The following is a 16,222-nucleotide window of genomic DNA, read 5'->3' as shown; positions in this document are numbered from 1 at the left end:
TCTTACCACAGAGCTGGCAGCTGTTGCGCCAGGGGTGAACAACGGATTGTTCGCCCCGGCACGGTGCCGGTGTTGGTCTTGAGAACCTCGCCGGCGTTTGGGCCTCTCGTGCCACGTGACAAATGTATCACCAACTTCTGTCACGCGGCACTGGCAACTTTTAGGATTAATGCCATGAGCCGAATCGCTCTTAGTTCTCTGGAACGGGCGCAGCGGGAAATCCTGCCGCTCGATTTAGCGCTGTACCACGCCGCTCGCGATTACCCGGGCGGTGCCGCGGCCATCGCCGCTACCACTGGTCGCAATCCGACCACCCTGCAGCACAAACTGTCGCCGACCCATCCGAGCCACTCCATCAACATTCAGGAATTCGGCGAGATCCTCGAACTGACCAAGGACCGCCGCATTCTCGATGCGGTGCATGCGCTGGTCGGCGACACGATCTGGCAGGAGCTGGCCGACACCTACACCAACGACATGCCCGAAACCCTCACCACCGGCATCGCCGAATACTTCCGTCAGGTCGCGGATCTGGCCGAGACCTGGGCCAAGAGCATCGGCGACGGTGTGGTGACTGATCAGGAACTCGCCGCGATTCGCCTGCAGGTATTCCGTGGCATTCAAGGGCTGCTGGGGTTGTTCAACCGCGCCACCTACGTCAATCAGACGACGCGGGGTGCCGACCGTGGCTGACATCGCTGATTTTGCCAACGATCTGGTGCAGGAACGCATCGATCAGGCCATGGCCGCGCGCAGCGCTGCCAAGGCAGAGAGCGCTGCTCATTCCTTGCTGTTCTGTGAAGCCTGTGATGATCCGATTCCGGAAGCACGTCGCTTGGCCTCGCCGGGTTGCTCGCAGTGCATCAGTTGCCAATCCCTCTCTGAGCGGGGGATTCAGCATGCTCGATGAGGTATTGGGGCAATTCGCCGATTACGGTCTGGAACCGGCGCAACCGCTGGTGTTCGGCAAGCTGACCCGCTGCAAGACATCGCAGGATAAGGGCAAGGAAAAGAACGGCTGGTACGTCGTCCACGAGCAGCGTACGGAGAAGGGCGACACGCTGATCTTCGGCGCCTTCGGTGACTGGCGTTCGGGCGAGACGCAGAAGATCAAGGTCAAGGCCGGGCGGATGTCGCCGGAAGAGCGTGAAGTGATGCGCGCCCGCCAGGAAGAAGCCAAGCGCCGCGCCGCGGAAATCGCGAATAACGCTGCGCGGCGGGCCGCGAAAAAAGCGCAGGGTCTGTTCGAGCGCATGCCGACCACCGGGCGCAGCGATTACCTGGACCGCAAGCAGATTGTCGGCATCAAGGTCCGTTACGCGCCGCGCACTGGCGCCGTGCTGGTTCCGATGAACAATGCCCGTGATCAGATCATGGGCCTGCAGGTGATCTTCCCGAACAAACAGGAAGACACCGGCCGCGATAAATCCTACTGGCCTTACGGGATGGCGAAGGAGGGCACTTTTCACCTGCTTGGTCCACATCCGGAGCCAGGTGAACCGGTGCTGGTCTGTGAGGGTTACGCCACTGGCGCCAGCCTGCACATGGCGACGTCGCTCGCTGTGGCCGTGGCCTTCGATGCCGGTAACTTGCTGGCTGTGTGCAAGGCCATGCGCGAACGCTTTGCCGGCTGCCCGCTGATCATCTGCCGCGATGACGACTGGAAGACCACCAAGCCCAACGGCGACGCCTGGAATCCCGGCGAGGAGAAGGCCAGCAACGCCGCCCTGATCGTTGGTGCCCAAGTCGTTGCGCCGATCTTTTCGGTCGAGCGTCACGAGAAGTGGACTGACTTCAATGACCTGCACGTCGCCGAAGGGCTCGAAGCTGTGCGCCGACAGGTGCTGGCCGTGGTCCGTCCACCGGCTGCCGGTGGTTGGAAGGATCAGCTCGCCCGTAGCGAGAGCGGCGCCCTGATTGCGCACATGCAGAATGTCGAATTGATTCTGGCCCACGATGAGCGCTGGGCCGGAGTGATCAGCTACAGCGCGTTCAGCTCGAAGATCGTCAAGCTGCGGGCCGCGCCGTATGGCGGCGGCACCGGCGAGTGGGCCGACATCGATGACGTGCGCGTGATGAAGTGGCTCGCACAGCAGTACAACCTGCGCGTGAAGTCCTCGCATGTGATCGAGGCAGTGAGTGTCGTCGCCCATGACCACGCGTTTCACCCAGTACGCGAGTACCTGAAAAAACTGGAGTGGGACCGCGTGCCACGCCTGGAAGCCTGGCTCACCGACGTGATGGGTGTACCGGCTTGCGACTACACCGCCAAGGTCGGTAAGCGCTGGATGATCTCGGCCGTGGCGCGGGTGATGAAACCCGGCTGCAAGGCCGACTCGGTGATGATTCTCGAAGGTGCGCAGGGCGCTGGTAAGTCGACCGCCATGAGCGTGCTCGGCGGTGAGTGGTTCATGGACACGCCGTTTGCCCTCGGCGACAAGGATGGCTTTCAGGCGATCCGCGGTAAATGGATCGTCGAATTGGGCGAGCTGGACAGCTTCAACAAGGCCGAGAGCACCAAGGCCAAGCAGTTCTTCTCCGCATCCACCGACACCTACCGCGAAAGCTATGGCCGCAGAACCATGGACGTGCCACGCCAGTGTGTGTTCGTCGGCACCACCAACCAGGACGAGTACCTCAAGGACGCCACCGGCAACCGGCGTTATTGGCCGGTGGCCTGTACCAAGGTCGACGTGGCGTTGCTACGCGAGATCCGTGATCAACTCTGGGCCGAAGCCGTGTTCTGTTACGAGGCGGGGGACTTGTGGTGGGTGACCCCGGACGAAGCGCCGATGTTCGCCGAAGCCCAGGACCAGCGTTTTGTCGTCGATGAATGGGAAGGTCCGATCCTGACCTGGCTGGAGGAATCGCAGATCGGCGAGACCGCCACCGGCAGTGAAGTGATGAGTCAGGCACTCAAGCTCGATCCGGGGCACTGGGGCAAACCGGAGCAGATGCGCGTCGGCGCGATCATGCATCGGCTGGGCTGGCGACGGTTCCGTTTGGGCGCTTTGAGCAAGAGCGGTCAGCGACCTTGGGCGTACAAGAAACCGGAGCATTGGGGCAGGGCGCCTGCGCTGCAAAAGGACGAATTCGAGGAGCCGTGCTTCGATGATTAAGGCAATCGATATGGCCCTCAAACAATGGGCGCAGGAGCTGCACGGCGACGAGGTGGCGGCCGGTTACTCGGGCGGCAACATGGTCGCCATGATGATGGAAAGCGGTGGTCAGCTCGTGCGCGGAAGGCGCGGGAGCAGGGTGCCGCTAGAAGCGTCGCTGGACATTGAGCGCATCGTCAAGAAACGCCTCGATCCTGAGCTGATGGCGGTGGTGCAGGTGCATTACTGCCAGCCCGATGCGCCCTTGGCTGCGCGTCTGGCGCGAAGTGGCTGTACGCGCAACATCTACTACCAGCGCCTGCATGACGCTCACATCGTGGTCGAGCACTTCCTCCTGGGGGAAGCGGCTTGATCGTGGGCGTCCCTCTTGCTTACGCCGTCCCACCGGCCTGCCTCCGTCCCACCGCTTTTTGCGGTGGTGGGACGGGCGCAGGCCGCGTCGTTGTTGGGCTGTCCCACCGTCCCACCTTTTTCATGCCTCCCGCCCGTGTGTGCGTAGCGGGTACAGATACGCGCGTTTACGCGCACGCGTGCTTTTTAAATTTCTCTCTTTACACGAGAAAGAAGAGATAAAAGTAGGACGGTGGGGCAAAGCCCCAATCTGCGGGGCTTTCAGACGTCCCACCTAGTTTTAAAGAGGTGGGACGCATGGGACGCCGCCAAAGCAAAAGATAGCCGAGAGAGATATTCACCGACATTCGCCAGCCGTTCACCGGGCGTCACCCACGCATTCACCGGATGGCATTAAAACGGTCTTGCTGCCAGCAGAATCGATCTGTAAAAAGGAGCCATCTTCGATGGGTGCGACCGCAGAATGCGGCAGGCAACCCACCACATGACCCGGCCAATGCGCCGGGTCTTTTTGTTTAAGGGGCAGGGCAATGACGAATGAGCAACAGGCACTGGCAGAGATGCCGATCTGGTTGGTGATTGCCCTGTCCCTGGTGGGCGGCGTGTCCGGCGAGATGTGGCGCGCTGACAAGGACGGGGCACGAGGCTGGGCGTTACTGCGCCGCCTCGCACTTCGGTCCGGCGCCTGCATCGTCTGCGGCGTGTCAGCGATGATGTTGCTGTTCGGTGCGGGCCTGTCGATCTGGACAGCAGGCGCTCTGGGTTGCTTGACCGCGATGGCCGGTGCGGATGTCGCCATCGGCTTGTACGAACGCTGGGTGGCCAAGCGCCTGGACCTGAGCGAAGCCGAACCGGAGGCATGAGCCGGGCAGGCCGGGCAGGCCGGGCGGGGCGCCGATTTTTCCGGGTCCTCCCCGAGGGCCGCCCCCTACACGGGTGATCGAACTCGCGGAATCTCTCTAGCTGAAACCTTCGCACGGATGTCCGTCTTTCCAAAGGAATGGGGGCAGGGCATGGCAGTCGACCGACCGGACCGTGCAGAAAACCGCCGGGGACCCTGGGGACTTCCAAAGGACACGGGGTCGGAAACCCGCGGGATCGTGTTAGTGGCAGGCCCGCCAGCTTACTGAAATTTCAATCACTGAAATCTTGAAAGGACTCATTGAAAAGCCGCTGAAAAGGAGGGCTCTCGACCGCACCATCAACTGGCTGAAGGACCGCAGTGGATGGTGCTTCCGCCGAACGGCAAGCAGGTCGACGTCCTGGCTACTCGCGAACACTACTTGGCGCAGTTGGCTGAGATGAGTTCCGCAAAGCGCAGGGAGCCCTGGTGGAAGTCGGTGTGGTACAGAGGGGTGTTTTCCAGGTCGGACGCATGCTCCACGAAACTCTGCTAGGCATGTCGCCACCATTAGCACCGGAACTGGTGGCCACGTCGGATCCGTGGCAAGTCGAACGGCACCTGATGGCCGCCCCTGCGACAACGGCTTCGCGAGGCCTTGCAGATATCGCGCGAGGAGTTCGGGGTACATCTCGTTACCGAAGGGGAATGAGGCAGCGATGCTGGGCATACCGGATGACCGGCAGGACTACTCGATTCGGCCGGTTTTTGAAGGCATCTACGGGGGGCCGCTAAAGATCTTGAAGTTCGTGCAGGCTCTGCAACTTAACCATTTGTTTTGCTATCGACTGTAGGGAACGTACACCTTTAACGATAGTGAGCCAGAAACTGCCAGCGCCGCATGCGGATTTTCCTTCGCCGGCAGTTGACCATATCGAACAGCACATCTCACGGAATGAGGTACTCAACATGCGCACCCCCCATGTGTACCTGGTGTCCATTGCCAGTGGCAGCATGCAGAGGGCGGGAGTATTTGACGATGATCTGGTGACAGTGGCCGGGCGATGTCGTTGATCACAATGACATCGTGGTGGCCTTGCTGAACAGCGAGTTCGTAAGCAAACGGCTGTGCAGGCGGGCACCTAGGGACACTCCGGAAAGTCCTGGACAATCTGCTGAAATGGCATCCCCGCTAAATCTGAGCCCTATCGCATGATCCAGATGAGCGTTTCCGATGCCGAGTACGCCGGTAAACACAAACAGACCCGGCACGAGCGCTGTCTGGCGGAGATGGAGCAAGTGGCGCCATGGGCCGGGGCTGTTGGCGATGATCGAGCCGTTCTACCCCAACGCGGGCAATGGACGTCCACCGTATTCGCTGGAAACCATGCTGCGCATCCACCTGCTGTAAAACTGGTTTGCTCTCAGCGACTCGGCGATGGAGGAAGCGCTGTACGAGATCACCTCGCCGGGCGATCAAACGCCAGTTTGGCTACGTGAAAGTACACTTGCGTGGCTTGGCTAAAAACACCGCGCAACGGATTACCTTGTCTGCTCTGTCGAATCTATTGAGGGCACGTCGGCACACGTAGGTCTCATCGACGTGCCAGGGCAGGCCGACCTTGCGATCAAGCCGGCTCCCCAGCGCTTCTCGAACTCCGGCACGAAGCGTTGAGCCCTGCGCGCTCCGCAGATAGGAAGGTACTCGCGGACGCAAAGCACAGTGACCTCGCGTTTGAGATACCGCTGCTCCTTGAACAGCTGGTTCCTGTTCTGCAATGTCTTCACCACGTGCCCGTGCTCATCTGACATCCACCAGAACTGCTCCGTTCGCCTGCCGGCATTGTTCAATACACTTTCGGCTTTTCGATTGGAGAGAGCTCGGTTAGTTTTCCGGTGTTAGTAATGTATACGCAGCCCGACAAGCCAATCTGTTTAGTTGCCCGGTAAGTGTTTTTTATTCCGGGAACTATCTCGGTATTGGCTGGCACGTCAAGAGCGTAGTTCAATATTACCTGCCTAGTCGGCTCTCCATCAGCAAGAGGAGCGGCTACATAGTACTCAGGGGTGGGTGAGTTAAAACCGGCGCAAGCACGCTCAGGGTATTGCGGATCATACATGACGTTATATTCCCCAAACTTGAATGAGAGGCCCTCTCTTGGATTCGCAACGCTGAAATATGACGCGAATTTATACGGACAGGTTTGGTTGAAAAGATGTATGCCAGGGGTCATTGTGATCATGCATGTTAAACTTCCTCCCTGGGTATACAGTACGAGAACTGGATACAATCCCCGATTTACAGGTTCGGATGCGTGAATGAACGGAGCGAACAATGCCAAAAAAACAAGTATTGCCTTCGATATGTCTTTCATGAGTTTCGGCCCTTTGCGATGGGTATAATGGTACTTAGAGTTGGCTGGCTTATGGACTTGCGTCTACGCTGTACGCTGGTGTCCAGCTGCTTAAATGTCCGTTTTCAAAAAATTGACAACTTAGTTGTTATTCGAGATTTTAACATACATGAACGGCCCCAACGCAGCGGCTGGGGTATCCGGAGCGACTCGTACGTCGGTCCAAACCCCCCTAAATATTTCCACATTTCCTGATAATGGCAGGGTGGCGCCGGCATTGATAGCCATAAGTTTGGTCGACGAGCCATAGATAGGGTCACGGACTTTGTAATTAACGCTGGCTCGGCAAAAGAGACAATTATTTGGAGTGGGAGTATGGAAAGAGAATGACACGCCTTCTTTCGGATTTTCAATGGTGAAATAGTAGAGGTAGTTTTTTGTTCCGCACCGTTGAGGGAGCAATGTCTCTCCTGATGACATAGCAACCTCACACAGCAGATTTGCAGCCGGACCATACAACTTTAATGTTGGATAGGTCGTAGTAGACGATACTCCGCTAGTACACGCCGAGAGGCCGAGCATTAATAACAGTGTTGCAATAAATGTTTTGATGTTGTTCATTGCAATGCTTCCCAATAGTCAATTTGTTCGCGTTCATGGTTGCTGGCTCCTGAACGCAATCAGGAGCCAGCATCGGGTATCAACTGGCGGTTTTAAAAGCGCGGTTCGTGGCACACTTTCCCAACCGCACTATTCCCCATCAATGCTGATGCTGTACTTCCACGGATCCCGCCCCTCATCCACCGGTGTCGAAATCAGCTCGACCCGCAAATTGACCGGATTCCCATAGACATCCACGGCGCCTCTGCAATAGCTGGTTTGCCGAGTTGCAAAGCGCTCGCTCACACGGGACCACATTCCGACGGCCACCGTTATCCGATCGGCGCTCGGAGACATGATCGTACTGAGGGCGTGGTTATTCAACGCTGATGCCAATCGGCTGGGGGTCGCGGGGATGTTTTTCTTGGAAACAGCACTACCCGGTGCGCCAAAGGCCGTTGCTTTGTTGCCATTGTGCGACGAATCTGCAGTGATATTACTTGAGGCATGAAACGCGACCGCTCTTCCAGTCGCTGGATGTCGCAGGGCTACCTTATAATTTAGTACCTTCGCGGTATATCCGTCGACTGACTGGCTATATACTTCTGTAGAATCGCTGATGTGCAATCCGCCCATTCCCAGTGTATAGCGCGTGGGCTCTACCGAGCGCAGTTGGAAACTGCTGTTGAATCGGCCGTTCTCACCGTTACCACCGTACTCAACATCTAAGTGATTGGTCCGAAATACGGTAGTACCCAACGTGACCTGTACCGCAAATTTTTCAGTCAAAAAAGCAGGGTTGTTTACATTTCGAATGTAGCGACGAAACGTTTGACTGAGAACGTCTCCCCCCTCTTCATCCTTGGTTGCCGCTTCATGGACAGTCGATACAGGTTCGTGAATGAGACCTGGAAGCGACTCATCGAATGGTAAGAAGCCCGCGGCAGGCGGCGTCCCATCACTTGGCCACAGCCCCACAAAGCTTCCGTACGGGATAATCTCAATAGACGTATTGGGCGGTAGCGTTACCACTTCGTTAAAAGCATTACGTGCAACCAGTGTGATAAGTGCTGTGGATTTTTGCGTACCGTTGGCGTACAGCCTGGCCGTTGCATTTTGTTGCCCCTGAAAGTGCTCGGCTTCCACTAGTAAATACGACAATGTTACGGCCGTATTTCTTTCATCGGCCGGTTTCGAAACTGAATGCTCAGACATCATAGACTCCTTACACAGTAGCGGAGCAGGTAGTAAGCACCTCTCCAGATGAGTATCTTCGTCCAACTTCACTGTTCTTCCAGGCAGCCCAAGAGCCTGCATCTTGGGTCGCCCTGGAGCTCAGTAAAAATTAATTGCTGTACCGTCTTGCAACCATCGGAAACCACAGCAGGCCCGGTAAATAGCGCCGCTCGGAACAAAATAAAAATACTGCAAATAACAAATAGGAATCAGCGACTAATACTTGCTCAATTCGGACGGGCAATATTTCCCCGCCCATTATTGAGCGGCCACGCCAAAATTCGGCATCCATAAACGCACAGAAATCACCCTGCCCAGCCTAAGACCAGGAAAGGTAATTTTGTGTCTTTGGCGAGAGGGGAATTAAATTTGTCCAGTGAACCCTGGTACAAATCGGGTGATTTGAGAAAGGCAAAAAAAGAAAGCTAGCGGGACTGACAAAATGCCTAGCGAAGGTGTAAATTTCATCCATGATTTTGACCTGCCTTGGGAAATGCATCCATTGCTGACCAGAGGCTAAACTAGACGATTGTTTATCTTTATCAATAGAAGCTCTTTCAAGATCGAAAACATAAAAAGATCGTAGCTAAACTTTTCGAACAGCAAATACTAATTCGTGATTAAAATGATAGGGCTTATGCTGATTTGGCATGTCGTCGTTCCTGGACCCGCGTCGGGGCACACTGGCAAATCTGATGCGCCAGAAACGGCCTTGATAGTAACGATAGGGGCGGCGTGGACCGATAGGGTGCCGAGTGGGCGATAATGAATAAATCCTGCAACAGCAAACCATCACCCACTCTCAGGCGCTGGAGGGTTTGTCGATTCACAAGGCTCCAACCTGCGATGAATGTACCAGGCACGGGCCGACTGTCGCAATTCACCGGGCCGAGCGTAATGTCAAACCACTGCATTCGTTGCGAGGGCGTTTGTCGACAGTTTCACAAACCCGCAGCTCAATCAGGTTCGTGAGCGACTCGCCAGTGTCTTGAAGGTAAAAGGAGGCATCGTGGCAGGAGATCGATGGAGAAGGTTGGCTGGTGTATCCACGGATTTCGAATGAGCTATTTCCAAACTATCAGGGAAGGCTGGAGATCTCAAAAAGCGTGTTCCTCAACATTGCCATGATGTGCTCATCTTAATGTAAGCGCAGTGAGCGTATGAGAAGCCTGGGAAGGACTTTTGGACTGCGGATCTGATGTTGATCGATCGTCAATTTATGCCCGGCATTCGAGACAAGATCAATATTTTCTTATATCGTTTACTGCTAGAAAGGCTCGTCCCAAGAGTTAAATATTATGAGCCGGGCGCTTGCTATCACTTGTTATTCAACTAGGATCCAATTCGCACAGGTGAAGTCATAGTGGCTGAAATATACTCCGGCATGTTCAAGCTTATTATCAGGCCCACAACATTAGTGATTAGGTAGCATGTAAAAATTGAAAGCGCATACAAACTCTATGTGCCTGCGCTTTTATGTCCCGTACAAACACTCTAAGACAGTGATCTTATAATTATCGATGCCATATCGATGCGGTCTCGTAGGCTATTTCCGCCTTAAGGCTACCTGTTTGTTCTTGGTAACATTTATAAAAGGAATTTAAATGACTATCGCCCATCAAAAGCCCCCTCTAACAGACTGGTTAAGCCGTTTTGAAATTGCCCTCACCTCGGCATCCCCGCAACTCTATCCCAACGCTCGCCAACAAATTGCGGTAACCCTGACGATTCAAGCCAGGACGGGGAAAGTCATCAGCCGTCAGGAACAGGAGAGCCTCTGCCTGTCCGTCCGGAACAACACTGGCCAGTTTTCGCCGCTACCGGTAGAGGACAATGGCACGGCCCACTGGTTTGCCAGCGCTACCCGAAACAATTACTCCTACTATCCGTCGACTGCTGATCCCGCCCCGAACAAAAATGAGGAAGGCGGCACATCGGCTGGAGTGGCGGATGGCGATGTTACGTTTTTTGAGAAAACCTTCTATGTGATGAGTCGCGCCCCAGAGGGTAGTCAGGAAACGCTGTATGCGCGGGTGACGCGTCATATGGACAATGAGAGCTACGTCTACAATACCGTCGAAGACCCGAGTTTTAAGACATCCGTAGGTATCACGGCAGCGCCTATTCCACAATTCTTCGCTCCTGAGCATTACACCTTCGATCGTACCCTTGTCGGCGGTAACGGGAGCAGCGACCTGTTCATCTGGGAATACTCCCTGGCGGGTCGCAACATGCAGCTGCCGGTCGTGACCTTTCGGTCGGCCGAGATGCAACCGGCGGGGATGATCCAGTGGGCGGATCGCGACCCAAGCGAGACCCGAGCTTCGCATGTAGGCTATGCCGCACCCGGCCAATCGGAATTCCATTACAACCCCGCCATCCGATTGGGGAGCCAGTTCCAGCCGACCCCGACAGCGGTGCGTCCGCGCAGTGGCCATATCACGATCGTGCTGCAGGGCAGCAACAACATTCCCTACGACCGTGACAGTGCCATTGGTCAGGGCGGCCCTTGCGTGATAACCGCGATCGACATGTATGGCAATGACCATCGCTTCCGGGTGCGGTTTCAAGACGGTACGCCGACAGGTCGTTTGGCACTGGAACTGTATTAACAGTCAACTTGCCCCCCCTGATTGCCCTTCGCCATCCCCTATTGGGAGTCTGTAATGAATGAGATTTCTCCTGCCTCGGCACGGCTGATCGCTGGCGGCCTGTATTCCCAAGCTGGCAACTTTCTCAGTCACGGCAATACCGGTGTGGACGCTCGCACCGGCCAGTTTACGCTGCACTTCACGCTGCCCGGCCTGCAGGCCAACAACCTCGCGGGGCCTGTCGTGACGCCGGCGCTGTCGTTCAGCCCGCTGGCGTCTCACACTGACTATGGCTTCGGCCGTGGCTGGAGCATGGAGCTTTCCCGGTTGGACCTGGCGGCGGGTAGCTTACGGCTGACAACGGGCGAGAGCTTCAGCCTCGATCGTGATAAGTCGGAGTTCTCTGACGGTGGTGAGTTGGTATTCCGTGACCAAAAGCTCAAGACCTTCCGTGTGATTCAGGAAGGCGTGGCGGGACAGCGCTTTCGTATCGAGTCCAAGGACGGCGACACCCAGTGGCTGGTGAGGCAGGATGGCGGTAGCCTGGCCCTGCCGGAGGAGGTGCGCTCACCAGAGGGGCGTCAGGCTTTCCTGTCCTGGCGGCCCCACGGCAGTGGTCAGTATGCCCTGACCGAGGTCCGGGATGAGCGGCGTGTGCTGCTGCGTCGGGACCAGTCAGAGAACGGCGATGAAGTTTACCTGCATCTCTTTCCTGACAGCGCCCAAGCCTGCACCTTTACTCTGCAACTGAGCGGCGATCAACTGACCGCACTCATCTTGCCGGATAGGGATAGCCGCTGGACCTTTCGTTACGACCCGCATGAAGGGCTGTTGTTTCCAATAGGTGCGACGGGGCCGCTTGGCAGTGAGGACGAAGTTCTCTATGCCACGGGGCCGGAGGGGCATCGGTTGCCACCTGGCGCGCCGCTGGCATATTTGCCCCGGGTTACGTCTCACCGCCACAGCCCTGGTGCGGGTCAGCCGGCCATTTACCGGACTTACACCAAGCTGGGTGACGCCAACTTCCTGGGATATGGCGCAGAGTTGCCCGGCGGCTGGCGGGATGGTGAAGAGAATCTGTATCGCACTGATGATTATCAATACAAGAGCATCGAGACCCTGAAAGATGCGCTTGGCGCCACGCTGGCAGAGGTTGAGCGCACCTGGAATCGTTTCCACCTGCAGACCGAAGAAGTGAAGAGGCGTCAGGGTAAAACCGTGCGGACGCTCACCACGTATGGCGACGACCCCGCGCTGAGCTGGGAACGTCAACCGGCCTGGTGTCAACTGCCGGTCAAGGGGGTCACCCGTTACGAGGGCGATCCGTCTCGAGAAGACATCACGCAGACGAGCTATGACGACTACGGCAACACGCTGACGCAGTGCCATCCCGATGGACGAACCGAGCGTTGGATCTATTACCCGGTGGGCGGCGCGGAGGGCTGTCCGGATGATGACGGCCTCTTTGTTCGCTGGCTGCAAGCACATACCCGGATGCCCGTCACACTTCCTGACGGTGAGAGCGGAGGCGCTCTGCCGACCCGGACCGACTACCGGTATGAGCGTCTGCCGCTGAGGCAGAGTGATGACCGCCCATTCCTGGTGGCTGTTTCAGAAGCCGCGGTGGTGGTGACGCCGGAGGGGGACCGCCCGCTCGGCGTCACCACTCAGCGCTATCAGACCGATGTGAACAACCCGCACTATGCTCAGATCGTGCAGGCGGTCACCACACTGAACCAGCTGGCCACCACCACCGACTATACCCACACCCTCGCCGGTACCACCTTGACGGTCGAGAGCACCGTGACCGGCCATGACGGTACCGCCACCACCGAGAGCACGACCCGTGACAGCCTGACCGGCCTGACGATGCGCGAACGTAATGTCAATGGGGTGGAAACCGCCTATGACTACGACAAGCTCGGACGGGTAATCCGTCGCATGGAGGCACCCGGCACCCCCTATGAAGCCAGCGCCACGTGCCGTTATGTCACGGCGGGGCGTGAACGTCTGCGAGCGGTGATGGCGGAAGAAACCGATATCACGGGCCAGCAGCGGCGGATCTACCTCGATGGTGCCGGACGGCGGGTGCGCGAGGAGCGTCGGGATGAGGACATCACCGGAGAGGCATTCCGGGAAATCTGGCGAGGCACCTACAATCACGAAGGGCAGCTGGAGAGTGAAACCGCCCAGGACTGGCGAGCGGACCGGGACACTCCGATCAGCCTGACCACCGAATACCGCTTTGATGCCTGGGGTCAGGTCAGCGAACTGATACGGCCGGACCGGATGATCGAACACACGCAATCTGATCCGCTGACGCTGGTCACGCAGCGTTGGCACACAAGTGCCGACGGAGAGCGCAGCGCGCAGACCGAGATCCTTCATAACAAAGCCGGCGACGTACTCAAAGTGACCTTGCGTTCTCCCACGGGAGACACACAGCGTATTGAAGAATGGACACATGACGGTTGGCATCGGCCGATCACCCATCGGGTGACCGTGCCAGGCGAGGCATCGGTGACGACCCAAACCCGCTACGATGCCCATGGCCGGATTCTGAGCCGGACCCTGGCGGACGGGAGCGAAGTCAACTGGGAGTATGCGGCGCACAGCGACGGCGATCACCCGATCAGCGTGACCCTCACCCCGCCGGGCGGCGACCCAGTATTACTGGGAGAGCAGACCTTCGATGGGCTGGGGCGGCAGCTGACTTGCAGTGCGGGTGGACAGCTGGACCAGTTGCACTATATCAAAGGGCAGGTGCCACCCGTCTCTCGGGAGAGTACCAGTGGCCGGATGCAGACTTACCGCTATGAGCCGTTGCTGAACAATCGGCTGATCGGATTGACCCAGAATGATGGGAGTCCGGAAAGCACCTATCGCTACCATCCTCGCCTAACTCAACTGGTGGAAGCGCAGGGAGGACTGGGGCAATTAGCGTGGACCTACTCTGCCAGTGGTCGCCTGACCGCAGAGCACTGGACCGTAGACGGTAAACGCAACACCACCACTTGGCAGAATTCGTTGAACGGCTTGCTGCTGACGTTTACTGACGTCAACGGCGTTGAACATCGGACCGAGTACGATGCGCTGGGACGGCCAGACCAGCAGCAGGCTGACACGGTCACGATGCGCATGACCTACGATGCCTTCAGCCGGGTCAGCCAGATGGTGACGGAGGACACCGGCAGTGGCCAATCGCTGCAGCAGACCGTGGGGTATGACGCCTTCGGCCGCGAAGTGTCGCGCCAGTGGCTCAGCATCAGTCCGGCAGGTCGGCGTCAGCTGACCCAGACGTTGGGTTGGACGAACCTGGATCAGGTCGCCCGTCGCCGCTGGGAGGCCGACGGCCAACTGCTCAGTGAGGAATCCTATCAGTATGATTGCCGGGGACGTCTAACGGAAACCACGGCGTCCGGCCCCGAGGGGCCGGTGGACGCGCGAACCGGCAAGCGGATACGGCAACAACGCTTTACGTTGAATGCGCTGGATGGGTATGAACGGGTGGTCACGGTGTACACCGATGGAACTCAGAACGAGATGACGTTCACGTACGCGGCCGTGGCGCCAGATCGGCCGGTCAAGATCAGTCACTCCTACCCGACCCCGCGGGACTTCACGCTGGAATACGATGCGGATGGCCGGTTGATACGCGATGGGCAAGGACGTCTGTTGCACTGGAACGCCGATGGGCAGTTAAGCCGCGCCAGTCGAGAAGATCAGGAATGTGGCTACCAATACGACCCCTTGGGGCGACTGAGTGAAGTAAAACCGAATGGCGTTGTGAAGCGCCGCTACTACCAAGGTGAACATGTCGTCAACGAACAGGGCGCGGATGAGACGGTAACGCTGTTGCGCACCGGTTCGTCGGTGTTCGCGCAAACCCGCATCAGTCAGGCCGTCCGCGAGGTGCTGTTGACCGGAAGCGACGGCCAGGGAACGGTTCGACTGGAGGCTGGGACAGATGATACCCGCCTCGTCAGTTATACCGCGCACGGTGCCGATGCTGGCGAGGCGAATAGCCTGATAGGTTATGCCGGCGAGTCTCGTGATGCGATATCGGGGTGTTATTTGCTGGGGAGTTACCGGCTGTACGATCCGGTGTTGATGATGCTCCTGGAGCCGGACAGCGAGAGTCCATTCGGAGCGGGGGGATTGAACCGCTATGCCTATTGTGCGGGTGATCCAGTGAACCGGATTGACCCGGACGGTCATAGTTTCTGGAAGTGGCTGATTGCCGGTGTGGGGATCGCCTTGGGCGTTATCGGGACGATCGCGTCATTTGGTGCGGCAGCCCCCGTGCTGGCGGGCGGTATCGCGGCGCTGACCGTGAGCGGCGCGCTGACGGTGACCTCGACGGTGCTGGGGGTGGTCAGTCTTACGACGGGGGTGGCGTCGCTGATTCTGGAGGCCACGGGTGACGAGTCGGCGGCGGGTATTCTGGGGTGGATCTCGTTGGGAACCGGCATCGCCTCCGCAGTGACCGGCTTGGCACCGGCGGCGACCAAAGCCGCACAAAAAGCCAGCCGCTTCGTCGGACGGTGGAAACAACATGGGAATGTGTCAAGGAAGGCAAGCCAATCGTCGGGAGCTTTAGGTGGTCCGGAGACGATATATCGCCCTCCTGGGCAACCCGATGTTGCTTTTTTTGATGACCTTTATGGACAAAAAATCGTGGCTTATCGAACTCATGGAAATCCAAGTGGCCAACTCATGGATTCAACCGGAAATTGGCGAACCGCTACTGAAGTTGCACATAACGATATATTGCCTAGGGTCAGCCAATTACAGATTCCCGATGATCAACCGATGGTATTGATGGCTTGCTATGCTGGGCGCTCTGGCGCCGCACAGGATGTGGCAAACGTCCTTAGACGCCCTGTTGTATCGTATTCACAGGCTAATAGCATTTATGCAAAATCACCGGATTTGTTGGGCGAAGTCTGGCAATTAGACGCCTTCGATATTTTCGGAAACCTAGTTAAACAGGATAAAGTTTCGTGGATTGGAAATCCAACTGGTGGATTCGAAGTGGCTGGAATGAGTTATTACTTCCCTAGGCCAGTCATATAACTTGCGTAGTTCGCAGTCATCGTTTCAATTTGAATTGGAATTAGAGACAGCATG

10 protein-coding genes and 1 pseudogene are annotated in these 16,222 nt (G+C 57.4%); 8 read left to right on the top strand and 3 right to left on the bottom strand.

Annotation, left to right across the window (positions count from 1 at the left end; genetic code table 11):
• Window positions 1–174: 174 nt before the first annotated feature.
• The 6 genes and pseudogenes from H0I86_RS17585 to H0I86_RS17560 all read left to right on the top strand — a co-directional run.
• Complete coding sequence (locus H0I86_RS17585) at window positions 175–693, top strand: phage regulatory CII family protein (protein WP_009049401.1); 519 nt, start codon at window positions 175–177, stop codon at window positions 691–693.
• Window positions 686–910: a TraR/DksA family transcriptional regulator gene (locus tag H0I86_RS17580; protein ID WP_116254822.1), complete on the top strand. Its 225-nt coding sequence runs from the start codon at window positions 686–688 to the stop codon at window positions 908–910. Before H0I86_RS17585 ends, H0I86_RS17580 begins: the two co-directional genes overlap by 8 nt.
• Window positions 900–3,119 carry a VapE domain-containing protein gene (locus H0I86_RS17575; RefSeq protein ID WP_180921468.1) on the top strand — a complete coding sequence of 740 codons (2,220 nt, stop codon included), beginning with the start codon at window positions 900–902 and terminating at the stop codon, window positions 3,117–3,119. Before H0I86_RS17580 ends, H0I86_RS17575 begins: the two co-directional genes overlap by 11 nt.
• The gene (locus tag H0I86_RS17570; protein ID WP_180921467.1) at window positions 3,112–3,471 is read left to right on the top strand and encodes a PA0613 family protein; all 360 of its coding nucleotides are present in this window, start codon (window positions 3,112–3,114) and stop codon (window positions 3,469–3,471) included. The genes H0I86_RS17575 and H0I86_RS17570 overlap by 8 nt, the downstream gene beginning before the upstream one ends.
• Before the next feature lie 529 nt (window positions 3,472–4,000).
• Window positions 4,001–4,333 (top strand): phage holin family protein, encoded by a 333-nt coding sequence (locus H0I86_RS17565; protein ID WP_180921466.1) that lies wholly within the window; start codon window positions 4,001–4,003, stop codon window positions 4,331–4,333.
• A gap of 1,190 nt (window positions 4,334–5,523) precedes the next feature.
• Window positions 5,524–5,719: pseudogene (locus tag H0I86_RS17560) on the top strand (transposase); the annotation flags it as partial.
• Between the two features lie 439 nt (window positions 5,720–6,158).
• Here the strand turns inward: H0I86_RS17560 and H0I86_RS17555 are convergent.
• The 3 genes from H0I86_RS17555 to H0I86_RS17545 form a co-directional block, all read right to left on the bottom strand.
• A complete protein-coding gene (locus H0I86_RS17555) occupies window positions 6,159–6,686 on the bottom strand; it encodes a hypothetical protein (protein WP_180921465.1) in 528 nt (175 codons plus the stop codon).
• A gap of 120 nt (window positions 6,687–6,806) precedes the next feature.
• Window positions 6,807–7,286 (bottom strand): hypothetical protein, encoded by a 480-nt coding sequence (locus H0I86_RS17550; RefSeq protein WP_180921464.1) that lies wholly within the window; start codon window positions 7,284–7,286, stop codon window positions 6,807–6,809.
• A gap of 129 nt (window positions 7,287–7,415) precedes the next feature.
• The gene (locus H0I86_RS17545) at window positions 7,416–8,480 is read right to left on the bottom strand and encodes a hypothetical protein (protein WP_180921463.1); all 1,065 of its coding nucleotides are present in this window, start codon (window positions 8,478–8,480) and stop codon (window positions 7,416–7,418) included.
• A gap of 1,625 nt (window positions 8,481–10,105) precedes the next feature.
• Between H0I86_RS17545 and H0I86_RS17540 the strand changes: the two genes are divergently transcribed.
• Window positions 10,106–11,113: a hypothetical protein gene (locus tag H0I86_RS17540; RefSeq protein WP_180921457.1), complete on the top strand. Its 1,008-nt coding sequence runs from the start codon at window positions 10,106–10,108 to the stop codon at window positions 11,111–11,113.
• A gap of 54 nt (window positions 11,114–11,167) precedes the next feature.
• Window positions 11,168–16,168 carry an RHS repeat-associated core domain-containing protein gene (locus H0I86_RS17535; RefSeq protein ID WP_180921462.1) on the top strand — a complete coding sequence of 1,667 codons (5,001 nt, stop codon included), beginning with the start codon at window positions 11,168–11,170 and terminating at the stop codon, window positions 16,166–16,168.
• Window positions 16,169–16,222 lie beyond the last annotated feature (54 nt).

The organism is Pseudomonas chlororaphis subsp. aurantiaca, assembly GCF_013466605.1.
Taxonomy (GTDB): Bacteria; Pseudomonadota; Gammaproteobacteria; order Pseudomonadales; family Pseudomonadaceae; genus Aquipseudomonas; species Aquipseudomonas chlororaphis_I.
Note: the sequence above shows the minus strand (reverse complement) of the source record. Positions and strands in the feature narration are given on the sequence as shown.